Below are 15,879 nucleotides of genomic sequence, written 5' to 3'. Positions count from 1 at the left end.
AATAACTTAAAAAAACTTTTTAAAGTTTTACAACTGAAATAATAACCTTATGACCTTCGATCTCCCATTCTTTAGAATATTCTACAGAAATGTCCTCATACTCTCTGCCCATACCCTTATCAGTACAGACTTCACAGGCTTTTCCATCGAATATTACAAGGGATTTAGCTCTTACTTCATCGCTTATCAAATTAGATTGCTTTTCAATGAGCTCCTTAAACTCTCCATCAGTATTGATCATTACGCCAACATTAGCTTCAACATCTAAGTCCATGTCTTTTCTCATGTCTTGGATTCTTCTGATGGTCTCACGAGCCATAGCTTCAGATAAGATTTCTGGAGTAATTTTAGTATTTACAAATACGTTTCCTCCATTGAATTCTGCGCTAACTACATCATCTGGAAGCTCAGTTTCATAAAGGACATCATCTGCACTGAGTTCGATTTCTTTCTGATTGCCCTCTCTGTCTTCACCTGTGACAATGTATTTTCCGCTTGAGTCAAGCTCTTCTTTAATTGAATTGCCTATTCCTTCAGCCTTGGCTTGGGCAAAGAACTTTTGGACAATTCCCATATCTCCCTTAAGCCTTGGGCCTAAGGTCTTGAGATTAGGCTTTGCAATGAATGTAAGGTTTTCAAACTCATTTGCTGTAAGAACCTCTTTAGTGTTGGATTGGTCTTTGATTACATCTTCAAGGAGTGCAACACTGTTTAAGATAGATTCATCCTGAGAAACAACGGTAATGTCACTTACAGGCCATCTTAACTTGTATCTTGCAACATCTCTTGCCCTTGCAGCTGCCTCAATGATTTCTCTAATATGGTCCATTTCAGCTTCAAGCTCCTTATCGATTAAGCATTCATCAAACATCCAATTATCCATATGAATGCTTTCAACTGCATTATCATCAAGGTTTTTAACCAAGTTTTCATAAACTTCCTCAGACAAGTGAGGAGTTATTGGAGCCATCAAATGAATTAAAGTATTAAGAGTATTGTAAAGTGTATAATATGCACCTAACTTGTCAGGATCATCGCTTTCAACCCAAGTCCTTCCTCTGATTAATCTTACATACCATCTGCTTAAGTCTTCAAGTATGAAATTATTGATTGCTCTTGTAGCCAAGTGGAAGTGTACGTCATTTATGGCATCTCCTGCCTCCTTAGCAAGTGAGTTTACTCTGGATAAGATCCATCTGTCCTCATTTCTAAGTGTGACATTTGCATCAGGGCCATCAAGTACGCATTTTGCTGGGTCGAATTCGTCAAGTGCCATATAGGTTGTTGAGAATACATAAACGTTCCATAAGATGTTGAACATCTTTTTAACATTGTTCAATTCATCCCAAACGAATTTAAGGTCATCCCATGGCTTGCAAGCCCATAAAAGGTAGAATCTAAGTACATCTGCACCGTATTTTTCAATAACTTCCTCAGGCTGAACTACATTTCCTAAGGATTTGCTCATTTTCTTTCCTTCCTCGTCCAATACGAATCCATGCATCAATACCTTATTGTAAGGGGCTTGATCCAATGCGATTACACCTGTACCTAACTGTGAATAGAACCATCCACGGGTTTGATCATGTCCTTCGCAGATAAAGTCATATGGATACCATTTATCAAACATTTCCTCTTCACGAGGATAGTATAATGCAGCCCATCCTGCAACTCCAGAGTCAATCCATACATCCAATACATCTGGAATACGTTTCATTGGGCTATCACATCCGCAATCGCAGTTGATTAAAATGTCATCAACATAAGGTCTGTGAACCAATTCCTCATCGCTTGCAGTGATTTCATTGATTGAAAGCTCTTTCAACTCTTCTACAGAGCCTATAACCTTTATTTCTCCACAGTCAGGACATACCCATATAGGGATTGGAATACCCCAGTATCTTTGTCTTGAAATGGTCCAGTCCTTAGCGTTAGCTACCCAATCATGGAACCTTCCTTCACCAGCCCATTTAGGAACCCATTCGACTCTGTCGATTTCAGAAAGCATCTTTTCCTTGATTTCAGGCACTTTAATAAACCATTGTTCAGTAGCTAAGTAAATGATAGGAGTCTTACATCTCCAACAGACCCCAAATCTGTGGGTTATTGTATCATTCTTAAACATCAATCCTTTTGCTATCAAGTCTGCAATGATTGTGTCATTTAGGTCTTTGGTGTATCCATTGGCATATGCTCCTCCGTCTTCGGTAAAGCATCCTGCCTCATCTACAGGACAATGGATAGGAAGTCCTACTTCTTGACCGATTTCAAAGTCCTCAGGACCGTGTCCAGGAGCTGTGTGTACAAATCCGGTACCTTCTCCCAATTCAACATGGTCTCCGTGGAAGGTTGTGTGAACAAGACTGTTTTCAGCTTCTATTTCCATTTGCTTTGGAACTTCTTCAGCTAAAGGATAGACGTAGCCAAGACCTAAAAGCTCAGAGCCTTTTACTGTCTTTATTATTTCATACATCACTTCAGTTTCCTCTTCAATGAGGTATTTTTTCTCTTTGGACTCCTTATTTTCTGGATCATATTTAGGATTTGGAATCTTATTCTTATGTATGATTTCGATAGGACCTAAAACAGTTTCAAGAAGTTCATTTGCAATGATTAATATTTCGTCATCTGACTCGTTTAATCTTTCATCTACCTTAACAAATGAATATTCGAAATCCTCATTCAAACAGATAGCCAAGTTTCCAGGGAGTGTCCAAGGGGTGGTTGTCCATACAAGGAATGACTGTTTTAAGTTGGCCAAATCAGAATCATTTGCAAATTCACTGCAGTTTTCTTCATTTAGGAACTTTTCCTTAAGTGGGAAACGGACATAAATGGAAGGGTCTGTGTCTTCAGTATAGTCAATCTCAGCTGCAGCAAGTGCAGTCTGACAGTGAGGACACCAGCTGATTACCCTTTTGTCCTTTGTAAGCAAGTTCTTTTCATGAGTCTTCTTTAATGTCCACCAAGCTGATTCCATATATTTAGGATCCAAGGTCATATAAGGATTGTCCCAATCCATCCAAACTCCAAGGCTTTTAAACTGTTCAGTCATTGCAACCTTGTTTTCCATTGCAAATTCCTTACATTTGCCTACGAACTTGTCTATGCCATATTTCTCTTCGATTTCCTGTTTGGATTCAATTCCAAGCAATTGCTCTACCTTATGTTCGATTGGCAATCCGTGAGTGTCCCAACCAGCTTGTCTTCTAAGTGCAAATCCATTCATTGATTTGTAACGTAACAATGTGTCTTTAATAACCTTATTCCAAGTAGTACCTAAATGGATTTTACCACTACAGTATGGAGGTCCGTCCAAGAAGGAATATTGAGGACCGTTTTTGTTCAATTCATTGGTCTTTTGATAGATGTCCTCATCTTCCCAAAAGCTTTGGACCTTTGATTCTATTTTTTTAAAGTCATATGATTTTTCTGCCTCTTCTATTGGCATATCGATTCTCCTAATAAATGTAAATTTTTGTGAAATATAATTAAATCATTATAATTATTATTTATTTATTTTGTTAAATAAGCGAATTATAATGAGTTTTGTAATTAAAAAGCATGAAAATAAACGTATTTTTCTTTTTAAATGATATCATTCAATTGATAGATAAATAAGCAAATAAATAAATTTAAAAAACTAAAAGGAAAAATAGCTAAAATAAAAGTTCTTTAAATTAATAAATAGCTAAAAACTTCCTAAATTATGAATAAGTAAAATAAAAAGTTCTTTAAATTAATAAATAGCTAAAAACTTCCTAAATTGTGAATAAGTAAAATAAAAAAATTCTTTAAATTAAAAAACCACTAAATTAAATAAATGGCAGTAGTATAAACTACTGCTCGTAAACAAAAAATATTTAGAAAGTTCTTGCTTTACCTTGAACTACCTTTTCAGTAATGTCGGTAATGTTTTCTAACCAATTGTCAATGATTTTTTCAACTTGTGGGCTTACCTTACCCATTTCATAGCCGTCTTCAAGGATAATTCCAGCTGAAGCTGCTTTAGGCTGGTCGATAGGTTTACCTATTTGGGAAAGAATCATTAAATTGATTTGTTTTACTCCTTCGACATCTTTTGCTACATCGTTTGCGATTTCGTTAGAGAGGATGTTGTAGATTTTACCTACGTGGTTGATTGGGTTTTTACCAGAGGTTGCTTCCATGGACATTGGTCTGCATGGGGTGATAAGACCGTTTGCCCTGTTTCCTCTTCCTACAGATCCGTCGTCTCCCATTTCAGCGGAAGTTCCGGTTACGGTTAGGTAGTAGCCTGATTCGTCTGTTGCATTGTCGTTGTCTGCTGTGTTGACGAATACTTCAATTTCCCTGTCTGTGTATTTTACTGCAAGGTCAGCTACAATGTCTTTTAATACGTCTCTGCATGCGATGTATTCTTCTCTGTTTGCAAGGTATTTGGATACCGTTGCACAACCGATTGTTAATGTGATCTTGTCTCCTTCTCTAAGTCCCATTACTTTTATGTCTTCACCTACTCCAGGGTGGTCTTTTTTGAATGCTTTGGAGTTAAGTAAGGTTTCGGTTTCAAAGACGATGGTTTCAACTTCGGAGAATGGTGCGTATCCTACACCGAAGGATGTGTCGTTGGAGGAAGGTGCTCCTTCCCTTTTGAATACGTCTACAAGGTCTCCGGAACCGTGTCCGATTTTACATTCAACGATTGTGTCACGGTTTACGTCTAAGTTGATTACAGTCTTGTCTAAGAATTCTTTTGCTGCGTCGATTGCTACATAATCAAGAGGCAATTTATGACCTTCGTATTCAGATACTCCTCTACCGGTTAAGAGAATATCGATTGGTTTGATGATTTGTCCTCCACCGAATACAGGGTTGGATTCACCTGCGGTGATTTGGACTTCGTCAGTATTGTGGTGCAATACTCCACCAAGCTCATCCATGTACATCTTACAGAGAGCTTCACTTACAGATTCAGCAATACCATCACTGATACTGTCTGGGTGACCAATACCTTTTCTTTCTACAATTTCAATATCAAGATCTTCGATAAAAGTTTGATTTAATTTTTCAACAAAAATATTTCTACTCATAAAATCCCTCAGATTCTAATAGTTAAGCATTTAGTTTTCATATATTCATAATTTTTATAAAAATGATTTTTTAAAATTTAAATTGTTTTTTAAATTCTAATTATGTATAAAATTTAAATTAGTCTTTAAATTCTGATTTTTATAAAAGTCATTTATTTAGATAATAATTAAAATATCAATATTCAGTTCCAATATTAAAAAATAAATTCAATTGATAAAAGATTAATTTCTAATCTAAAGTTTATTTTCATAGCATTGGAACAAAATATAAAACATAACTTATTATGATTTATATTTCTTAATTTAAGTATATATAATTGTTATTATTATTAGTATTAATTAAAATGATTATAGTAATATAATAGAGATTTACACTCTCACATCAATATTGATTTAAGATTGTTAAATTGATATGAAAGTGTTAAAAAAGGTTTTAAAAAACAAAATATTTATTTAGATGAAAGTTTAATAGAAAATAAGATAATTATGAAAAATAATAGAAAAAATAATCAAAATAAAGAGAATAATCATTTAAAATCATTGCATTTAAAAAAATCCAATGAAAAAATAACAGACCTAAGAATAGCAGATAGCTTTTTAAGTCGTTTTCTTGGATTGATGTTTAAAAAAGATATAGATTATCCTTTATTGTTTAAGATTCCACAGAATATTAATAATAGGCATAGATCATCCATTCATAGCTGCTTTATGAGATTTGAATTAAAATTAGTTTTTATTGATAAGAACAATATCATATATGAAATAAGTGATTTGAAGCCATGGAGATATTATGCACCTAAAAAACCAGCCAAATATATAATAGAATTTGATAAAAATGGATTTAGTGATTATGATTTAAAAATAGGTGATGAAGTAGAGTTAAAATAAAAAAATAAGTTATTTAATAAAATAAAAATTGAAATAATTTTTTAAAAAAAAAAAGAAAATAAAAAGAATGAGTTTTTTAAAAAAAAATAAGAAAAAATTGAACTGAGCTTTTTTTAAAAAAAAGAAAAAAATTGAAATAAATAAAATGTTATTTATAATCAAAATGGAGTAAAAGCTCTTGAGGACTTGCAAATATTTCAATTCCTTCCATTTTTGATAGCTTTTGAGTATTCTCTATATCAATGTCTCTCATATGCATTGTTATAATCTTACCGGCAGAAACTGCACCATATTGACAAATGTCCTTACATGCACCACAGCCAATGCATTTCAAGAGATCAATCTCCTGATGAGCCACAATTGCCCCATTTGGACAGACTTCAGCTGCATCACACACATCACATTTTTGACATTTTGAAAGCTCTAGCTTAGAAGGAAGAACTGTATCAACATCCCCGGGTTCAATATCGACCGGAACCATAAGGGTTTTGACTCTCCCTTTTCCAGCCTGAGCCACTGCATTTGTCACAAGAGTGTCTGAAATTCCATAAACTATCTTTGCAACTGTATTTGCAGTGACAGGAGAAACTATAAGAGCATCATATTTTCCAAGAGAAAGCCTGCCAGTTATTGGAAAGCTAAATTTCTGATTGGAATCGCAGGCAAGCTCTCTGTACCTTCCGCCAGTTACAGCAACCACACGGTCATATAAACCATACATCCTTAAGACCTCCTCTGAAGCCTGTGATAAAAATACGGTTATATCATGGTATTTTGCCACTTCTTCCATAGCTTCTACACTTTCCCTAAGCAAATGTCCTGCACCAGTAAAAGCCCATCCTATTCTCATAAAATAACTCCAATTAAATAATATTAGTAAAAATTACAATAAGAAATTAAATAAATAAAATAATAAAATAATAAAAAAATAAAAAAATTATTGATAAAAAAAGAATAATAATTTAAAAAATAAAAAAATATTCATAATGCTCAAAAAACAATTCCTAGTTTAAGCATGCGCCAAAATAAAAAATTTTGGTCAAAGTTTTTTGGCCGAAGGCCAAAAAAGCTTGAGATTAGTATTGAATATACTTATAACCTTCTTCTTCTTTAAAAGCATAATGAATAGTTCTGTATTGACTCATGAATTCAGTTACTTCATCCTTGATATCTACTTTGTCGCCTTCTGCAACTTTCCAGATAAACTCAGCAACTTCTTCCATTTCTTTTTCCTTCATTCCACGTCTTGTGATTTCTTGGGTACCTATTCTTATACCTGAAGGGTCATCACTGTCATTTACATTGTCACCTGGAATGAGGTTTTTGTTTAATATAATGTTGTTTTGCTCTAGCTCTTTAGCCAATATTGTTGCTCTTTTGACATCGCTTACATTCATAGCGACTTGGTGAGATTCTGTGTAGCCAAGATCTTCACAGAATACATTGAAACCTTGTTCTGCAAGAGCTCCAGCCAATGCTTTAGCGTTTTTGATTGTTTGTTTAGCATAATCTTCACCGAACTCGAGCATTTCAGCTGTAGCGATTCCTAAACCTGCTAAGTGGTGCAAGTGGTGATTGCTCACTACACCTGGGAAAACAGCATTGTCGATTAGTTCCTTGTTTGATTCGTCTGATAGGATGATTCCCCCTTGAGGACCTGGGAAGGTCTTGTGGGTACTACCCATCATAACTTCAGCTCCTTCCTTTAAAGGATCTTGGAACTGTTTACCTGCAATCAAACCGAGAACGTGAGCACCGTCATACATGATAGTTGCCCCAACTTCGTTTGCTGCATCTACAGCCTCTTTTACAGGGTGTGGGAAAAGGAATAAGCTTCCACCGAAGAGAATGATCTTTGGCTTTTCTTCCAATATCATCTTGTTCATTGCATCAATATCAATGTTCATAACCTCTGGGTTGAAAGGATGTTCAAGGGTTTTTAATCCTCTGATACCTGCTGCACTTACGTTTGCATGGGAGATGTGACCTCCAAATGGAATGTTCATAGCCATCATCTTGTCTCCAGCCTTTGCAAATCCAAAGAAAGCAGCAAGGTTAGCAGTTACACCAGATACAGGCTGTACATTAGCATAACTACAGTCATAGACTTCTCTTGAGAGCCTTTTTACAATGTCTTCAATTTCATCGATATATGTGCATCCTTGATATAAACGTTCGAATGCTTGTCCTTCAGCATATCTGTGAGCTAAGTCTGAAGCAACAGCTCCTGTAACTGCATTACTTGTAGTGTTTTCACTTGCAATAAGGTTTACGCTATCTCTCATCCAGTTATTATGAGTTTCCATTAATTCATTGAGTTTAGTAACTTCATTTTCGTATTGATACATAAAAATAACACCTATCTATTCTTAAATAATGATTAATTAATGTAATTTTGATTAAATCAAATTAAAAAATTATTAAAAAAAATTATAAAGATATGTTTAATTCTTTATAAAATTCTTATTAATATAGAATATAATTTTTAAGTTAAATAAAAGTTTTTATTAAATGTCAAAATAAGGCAGTTTTTTATTAATTTTTTTGTATTTAGTAATAAAATTGATAAATAGAAATCGGATAAAAAACAAAATCTTTTAAGAAAATTAAATTTATGAAAATGAGCCCTATGAAACATTTAAAAAGTTAAATAAAAAAGAGTTAAGATTTAAGAGTTATATTTCTAAACAATGAAAATAAAATAAAATAAGCATATAAGAAAATAAAATAAAAGAAAAGCTTTTCTAAAGGAACGAAAACTAAAATTTGAAGTGATTTTATTATGGCATTTGAGAGAAAGATTTAGAAAAGCTTTTCTAATTCAGAGGTGCAAAAATGATAAAAATAAAAGAAAAGCTTTTCTAAGGAGATGATATAGAGTTAGAAATGTGGAAGCTAAACAAATTAAGAAAAGCTTTTCTAATATATTGAGAGATAAATATGAAAATAAAAGAGAATTATTTAGATAATCCCCTTTTAATGGATAAATAAATTTCTTATCCTATTAATACTCATTTATTCATCCATTTTACTCAATAAGTCATCGAAGGAACCAAAAGTTCTGACATTTTTTCTCTGCTTCTTGTAAGAAACATCATATTTGGTTTTAAAGTAATTCAAGTGAACGAATTCCCCATCATTAATCAATGCAGAGCCGGTCCCATGATTGTTTGAAAACTTAATGTGTTGACCAAGACCTTGATTAGGAGAGTGGTTTAATTTGGAGTCGCTTAAATCTGCCAAAAATGCCCCTACATCAATATTTGAACTATTTGAACTACAATTACTGTAGTAATTAGTAATAGCATTCATGATATAGCTTTTAAGAATCTTGTCATAGTACTGGGAACAGAGGAAAGGATTATAGAACAATTCCAATCCTTTGATTTGGCCATTGATTATGAATATAGCTCCAATTTGATTGTAAAGCATGCTGAAATGTTTTAAATATTCATTAAGTCTTGGCCTGTGATGGACATAGCTATCATTCAATGCACTTGTTGGAGATCTGTAGGAATTCTTAATTTCAAGGTCGCTGATTGAAGCCCATACTTCAGACTGGCAGTCAGAATTATTATATAAGGTTTCAGACTTACGATGACGTGTTTCATAGTCTGCAAAGAAGTCAGAATGAGAAAATTCCCTTGCTTTAGGACTGTTTCCACGAGTATGCCATCTTCCATGTTCTGTACAGCTTACTGAAATAGGCATAGTGGTATTTCCAGGAACAATTAAAGACCTGTTCATTATTCTATTTTGCATAGCGCCAATTACTTCCTCGCCATCTATTAAAACAAGTGGAGTGGAAGACTTGTTTTGAGCCATGACAGTATTTACTGTGCTGCTTTCACATTCGGAAATCTTCACATACCCTTCTTGAATGCCCGCCTTAAGTGTGATAAATTCCTTTTTACCAGCGCTTAAAGCCTCAATAGGAATTACCTCCATATTTTTAAATTTTTGACTGTTCTTTAAGTCAATATCTAAAGATACATTATTTAAACTAATTTTCATTATATATCACCCCATTTTTTTATAGTTTTTTTAGTTTAAAGTTTATTAATTTCAATAATTAACACTCGAATACATAGGTGTAATCGATTTCTTCACCATTTCCAAAAGGAAACTTTTTGCCTTTGATTTCCACCTTTAGGAAGTCAAATCCTGTCTTTTCAATGATATTTTCAATCTCTTCATCAGACAATTCCTTATTATGCATTTCCAAATCAAGACAGACGGATTTGAATTCATCATAGAAGCAAAAGCTTTCGTATTCAATATTCAATTCATCCAATACAGATCCGAACTTGACATTCAAATCTATCTTAGCTTTGACATAGTCTTCAATCAAGTCTTCAAAACTCATTATTCAGCCTCCTTTACATAAATTTTAATAATATATTCATTTAGGGTGTCCGCCAAAATAAAATTTTGACAACACCAGTTAAAATATGGTTGCTCTGACCTCTAATTTCTCTTGGACAGAAATTTTCTCACAGAAATCAACTATATCTTCTTTATCATTTTTTATTTCTTGTTCTAAGTTAAATAATCGTATTAAATTATAAGCCACGGCATCTAATAGTATTCTTTCTTCTGTCTTTGTTTTTCCTATCACTACTTCGCTTTCTATATGGAATTGTTCCTTTAAAATGCCAAAAGGTCCTTCGACAGATGACCTTTTTGCATATTCTTCCTTATATTCCTCTGTTTCCATTTTTTCCCACATTGCTTTCTTTAAACTTCCGCCATATTCGGTGATTGTTCTGTGGGTTTGGGTGGATGAAAGGCAGTTTTCACGGCAATTGCAAGCCTTACAAGCACCATAATTGGAATATAAACGCTTAATTTTGTCTGGCTTGTCCAAATCATCATTTTTTTCAGTGTATTTGTTGAAAAAATACATTATTTGGCCTTCTGGACATTCAAATGCATCAATTTCAGGGAAGTATTTGAAGTGATCCTTGTGATATGGGTTCTTGTTCAATCTTCCGATTTTTTCCTTGGATTGCTTTCTATCTGGTATAACTCCATTTATTTGATTATCTGCAAGATATGATAAGCTTTCTTCATTCAGATAGATTGTATCTGCCAATACGAATCTTGGTATTACGTTTGTGTTGTTTATTGCCTTATCTACGATTTTTGGCAATTGGTAATGGTCTGTAGGGGCTTGTACGACGTTTATTGCACAAATCATTTTTGTATCGTAATCGACTGCAGATTGGATATTATAGCTTATTTGTGAGTTTCCTTTCTTGCTTTTCATCCAACGTGCTTCTATGTCGGTTACTGGCACTGATTTTTGACCAGACAGTGTGAATTGTGTTTTAATGTCATCCAAGAGGTATAATTTTTCTTGGTTGCTGATTTTTTTATTTTCAAGAATCTCTCGGGCCGGTTTATGGAGTTTATCTAGCTCTTCCTGACTTACACGGCCTCCTTCGAAGTAACGGGTTAATATTTCAGTTTCTTTTTCTGTGATCACTTTATTTTTTGAATTGTATGCTTTTTTGATGGTTCCGTCAATGGAAACTTCGTTGAAATCAGTGTAATCCACATCTGAAGCTTTTTTTAAGGTTGCTTTTAACAATTCATTGTAATATTTGCCGTATTTTTCTCTGTATCGTTGTAATGATCGTTCTGAAGGACAAATTCCATTTCCAACGAATTTATATACGTCATGATATTTTACCATGTCTGCTAAGAATCTCATACTATCAATATGCTCGATTTTAGCATAAATAAGCAATTTTAACATCTCTTTCACAGGAAAACTGTCACGCCCTTTCTTCTTTTTATTTTCTTTGATTCCTAAAAGAGGATAATATTCGTCAATGAAATCCACAACAAAACGAGAAATATGATCCTCTGGAATGTTAAAATCTAAAGTTCTAATGCCTAATTTTATTTGTTCTTCATCAGGAATTCTTTTAACCATAAATAACACCAAAATATTAACCCTTTGTTGATATTATTTATGTTTAAAGTAGTATATAAAGTTTACTATAATATTATTGCTTTATTTCATATTTAAAGAATAATTAACAAGTAAAAAATTTTTTCAAGGTGCAAGCACCAAAATTAAAAGAAAACAATAGAAAAAACATCGAATTTTAAAAAAATAACTAAAATAAATAACTTAAAAAATTGAAAATTTTAAACTTTTTTAAAAAAATAGCTTTTTGGCGGACCCTCTTTAATAATAAAAAAAAAATTAAATAAAATGGCTTTAATGATATCGATCTAAAATCAGTAATTAGTGAGATCAATAATAAATTAAAGTGGTGTGGTGGGAAGATTATAACTAATCTTCAAGTCTGTGCTTCCAATCGACATCCTCTAATTTCATATTGTCGCGATGAATGTCAGACACATCAGAAATTGTTTTAAATAAGTCATCTATTCCTTCACCAGTTTTCTTGAAGCTTGCGGTGTGGGATTGCCTGATTCCTATTTTAGATGCTTCACGGTAACTGTCTATGTCTGCACCAACAAAGATAAACTCGTAATCAAGCTCATCAATATAAGATCTTATTTGATCTTCATTGAATCTTCTTGAAGCGTTTTCCATTCCATCGGTAATGATTAAAAACAAGACTTTATTGTCGATTTCATCTTTAATACTTTCAATAGTTATTCCGATTGCATCGTACAATGCTGTGCATCCTCTGCATGAGTATTCATTAGTGGTGAGAATAGGAACCTCATTAATGTCCCTTCTAGAGTGGAGAATTTCATATTCATTGTCAAAAAGCACTGCAGTGACAAATGTTTTATGGTCTTTTGCAGCTTCGGTTTCAATAAAAGCGTTGAAACCCTTTGATGGTGCCTTTCTTGAAGCCAAGAATGCATACTGCCCTGAGCCGGGTTCAAGTATAACCACTATATCCATAGCTTCATTATCTTCGATAGCAATTCCATCAACTATTTTTTCGGTTTTGTCAAAATCGACACTTTCAAATTTTTTCATAACATATCACCCTTCTTTACTTTTTTTGGTAGTTTAACTACTGCCTAAAATTTGGTAGATAAATTTGTACTTAACTAGTACTTGCCACCATAATCCATAGCAGTGTAACTTACCACATAATTATATTGAACTTCATCATATATAAATTTATCCATAAAAATTAGGACGTTGCCATAATAAATTATGACGCAATATTTTTTAATAAAAGTATTAAAAATTTAAATAAAAATATTAAAAATAAAATATAAATTTTTTATAAAAAGATAATAATCATTATTAAAAAAATAATTATTATTAATCTAAAACTTATTTTAAGAATTTATATTATTCTTTTTAATATTTAAATATATATGATTAATTCTTTTACAAATGTAGTTCGTTTAACAACTCCATACAGTATATGGATTTGCTTATTTATAAAGGTTTGCTTTTTTCAAATATGAATTTTGTCCTTAAAATTAAGTACAATTGAAATAAAAATTGATGATGATTTTTGAACAATAAAAAATTGAAAAATAGATCCTGGAGGGAAAAGATAAATGATTAAAAAATAGAATAAAAAAATCCTTAAAAAAAAAGTTAAAGAATAAAAAGATTAAAAAAAAGAAAAAAAGAATCCTAAAAAAGGAAAGATAAAAGATTAAAAAAAAGAAAAAAAGAATCCTAAAAAAGGAAAGATAAAAAATAAAAAAAATAGAAGAAAAGATCTTAGAGAGAAAATATAAAAGATTCAGAAATAGTTAGTAAATGTACGAATCAAAATAAAATTTCTAAAAAAAAAGAAAAAAGAGTGGGAATAAAAATTCCCTTTTAAGTTTAAAGAATAAGAGAAATAATCTCTTAATCTATTTTGCAACGTCTTCAAGAGCAGCTGCAATTTGTGCCATAATTTGTTCGGTCTTGAAGTGGTTTTGGTTCATAGCACCGGATGGACATGCACCTACACAGGTACCGCATCCTTTACATAAAGCAACGTTAATAGCTGCGTGTTTGTCAGCGCCTTCACCTTCAATACTTACAGCACCGAATGGACATAATTCTACACATACTTCACATGCACCACAAACGGTGGTATCAGTGTCAGCAGTAATAGGTTCGATTTCTACTTCACCTTTAGCCATTGGGATAGATGCTCTTGATGCTGCAGCTGAACCTTGTGCTACTGCGTCAGGAATATCCTTAGGACCTTGTGCTACACCAGCAATGTAAACACCGTCAGTTAAGGTGTCAACAGGTCTGAGTTTTGGGTGAGCTTCCATGTAGAATCCGTCGGTAGTTCTGGATAAACCTAAGGTTTGTCTGAGTTCGTTGGATCCTTTTGGAGGTTCTAATCCAACAGATAATACAACTAAGTCGTAGGTGTATTCAGTTACTTTTCCGAGTAATGTGTCTTCTGCTCTTACGGTTAAGGTTAAGTCATCGTTTTCGAGGATTTCTGCAGGACGTCCTCTGATGAATTCAATACCGTATTTTTCTTGGGAAGTTTTGTAGAACTCTTCGAATCCTTTACCGAATGAACGGATATCCATGTAGTAACAGGTTACTTCAGTGTCAGGTTCGTGGTCAATACATAATTGAGCGTTTTTCATGGAGTACATACAACATACTCTGGAACAGTAGGATTTACCGATTTGTTCGTCTCTTGAACCGACACAGTGGATGAATGCTACACGTTTAGGTTCTTTACCGTCAGATGGTTTTTGTACGTGACCACCGGTAGGACCGGATGCGTTGATCATCCTTTCGATTTCCATAGCGGTAATTACGTTAGTGTATCTGCCGTAACCGTATTCGTATTTTTCGGTTGGGTCATATGGGTCGTAACCGGTTGCTGCAATGATGGTACCGACGTGGAGTTCGATTTCTTCTGGTTCCATGTCACGGTCAATTGCATCTGGACCACATACGGTTTCACAAAGACCACAGTCAATACAGTAGTTTTTGTCAATGGTTGCACAGAGAGGTACTGCTTGTGGGAATGGGATGTATGCAGCTTTTACCATACCTACACCTTCGTCGTAGTAGTTTGGTATTTCGATAGGACATACTTCTTGACATTGTCCACATCCGGTACAGTCATCCTCTTTGACGTATCTAGGTTTCTTTTCTACGGTTACAGTGAAGTTTCCGATGTATCCGTCTACTTCTTTAACTTCAGCATAAGTAATTAATTCAATGTTTTCGTGTTTGGATGTGTCTACCATCTTAGGTGCGAGAATACACATGGAACAGTCTAAGGTAGGGAAGGTTTTGTCTAATTGACCCATTCTTCCACCGATAGTTGGGTTTCTTTCTACCATGTAGGTTTTGAATCCCATATCAGCTAAGTCTAATGCAGATTGAATACCTGCTACTCCACCACCAATAACGAGACATTTTTTGTCTACTGCTACTTTAGAAGCTTCAAGAGGTTCTAATAATCTTGCTTTTGCAACAGCCATACGAGTTAAGTCTTTAGCTTTTGCAGTTGCTTCTTCAGGTTGGGTCATGTGTACCCAAGAGTCTTGTTCTCTTAAGTTAGCGAATTCAAATAAGAATTTGTTTAATCCTGCTTCTTCTACACATCTTCTGAAGGTAGGTTCGTGAAGTCTAGGAGAACATGCTGCTACTACAATTCTGTTTAAGTTGTGTTCTTTGATGTCTTCTTGGATAAGACTTTGACCAGGGTCTGAACACATGTATTTGTAATCTTTTGCAATAACTACGTTAGGTAAAGTTTCTGCGTAAGCTGCTACTTCAGGACAGTTTACGACTCCACCAACGTTTACACCACAGTGGCAAACATATACTCCCACTCTAATTTCTTCGTTGTTTATTTCTTCTGCCATTAAATCACCTTGTACAAGTTAAAATGATTAATCATTTGATCTAATTTTTATAAAATATTTTTATATATATAAAATATTAGATAATTTTATGTTAGAAATGAGAGTATATAAACCTTTC

10 protein-coding genes are annotated in these 15,879 nt (G+C 33.5%); 1 reads left to right on the top strand and 9 read right to left on the bottom strand.

The genetic code is table 11. From position 1 onward, the window contains the following. Positions 1-19: 19 nt before the first annotated feature. Both ileS and MRU_RS00635 read right to left on the bottom strand, forming a co-directional pair. A complete protein-coding gene (ileS, locus tag MRU_RS00640; RefSeq protein ID WP_012954934.1) occupies positions 20-3,451 on the bottom strand; it encodes an isoleucine--tRNA ligase in 3,432 nt (1,143 codons plus the stop codon). Positions 3,452-3,863: 412 nt separating this feature from the next. Further along, on the bottom strand, positions 3,864-5,072 hold the full coding sequence (locus MRU_RS00635; RefSeq protein WP_012954933.1) for a methionine adenosyltransferase: 1,209 nt from the start codon (positions 5,070-5,072) through the stop codon (positions 3,864-3,866). 486 nt (positions 5,073-5,558) lie between these two features. Here MRU_RS00635 and MRU_RS00630 point away from each other — a divergent pair, with 486 nt between their 5' ends. Further along, positions 5,559-5,960, top strand: a complete 402-nt coding sequence (locus tag MRU_RS00630) for a DUF192 domain-containing protein (protein WP_012954932.1) — start codon at positions 5,559-5,561, stop codon at positions 5,958-5,960. Positions 5,961-6,108: 148 nt separating this feature from the next. Here the strand turns inward: MRU_RS00630 and MRU_RS00625 are convergent, their stop codons facing one another. The 7 genes from MRU_RS00625 to MRU_RS00595 form a co-directional block, all read right to left on the bottom strand. Next, complete coding sequence (locus MRU_RS00625; protein WP_012954931.1) at positions 6,109-6,810, bottom strand: dihydromethanopterin reductase (acceptor); 702 nt, start codon at positions 6,808-6,810, stop codon at positions 6,109-6,111. A gap of 226 nt (positions 6,811-7,036) precedes the next feature. After that, on the bottom strand, positions 7,037-8,308 hold the full coding sequence (gene glyA / locus MRU_RS00620) for a serine hydroxymethyltransferase (RefSeq protein ID WP_012954930.1): 1,272 nt from the start codon (positions 8,306-8,308) through the stop codon (positions 7,037-7,039). 667 nt (positions 8,309-8,975) lie between these two features. After that, complete coding sequence (locus MRU_RS00615) at positions 8,976-9,974, bottom strand: ARPP-1 family domain-containing protein (protein WP_012954929.1); 999 nt, start codon at positions 9,972-9,974, stop codon at positions 8,976-8,978. A gap of 58 nt (positions 9,975-10,032) precedes the next feature. Then, complete coding sequence (locus tag MRU_RS00610; protein WP_012954928.1) at positions 10,033-10,326, bottom strand: hypothetical protein; 294 nt, start codon at positions 10,324-10,326, stop codon at positions 10,033-10,035. Between the two features lie 78 nt (positions 10,327-10,404). Further along, positions 10,405-11,901 carry a transposase gene (locus tag MRU_RS00605; RefSeq protein WP_012954927.1) on the bottom strand — a complete coding sequence of 499 codons (1,497 nt, stop codon included), beginning with the start codon at positions 11,899-11,901 and terminating at the stop codon, positions 10,405-10,407. A 366-nt stretch (positions 11,902-12,267) separates the two neighbouring features. Then, complete coding sequence (locus MRU_RS00600; RefSeq protein WP_012954926.1) at positions 12,268-12,933, bottom strand: hypothetical protein; 666 nt, start codon at positions 12,931-12,933, stop codon at positions 12,268-12,270. A gap of 845 nt (positions 12,934-13,778) precedes the next feature. Continuing rightward, on the bottom strand, positions 13,779-15,761 hold the full coding sequence (locus MRU_RS00595; protein ID WP_012954925.1) for a CoB--CoM heterodisulfide reductase iron-sulfur subunit A family protein: 1,983 nt from the start codon (positions 15,759-15,761) through the stop codon (positions 13,779-13,781). Between the last annotated feature and the right edge of the window lie 118 nt (positions 15,762-15,879).

The sequence above is a fragment of the Methanobrevibacter ruminantium M1 genome (assembly GCF_000024185.1).
GTDB lineage: Archaea > Methanobacteriota > Methanobacteria > Methanobacteriales > Methanobacteriaceae > Methanobrevibacter > Methanobrevibacter ruminantium.
Note: the sequence above shows the minus strand (reverse complement) of the source record. Positions and strands in the feature narration are given on the sequence as shown.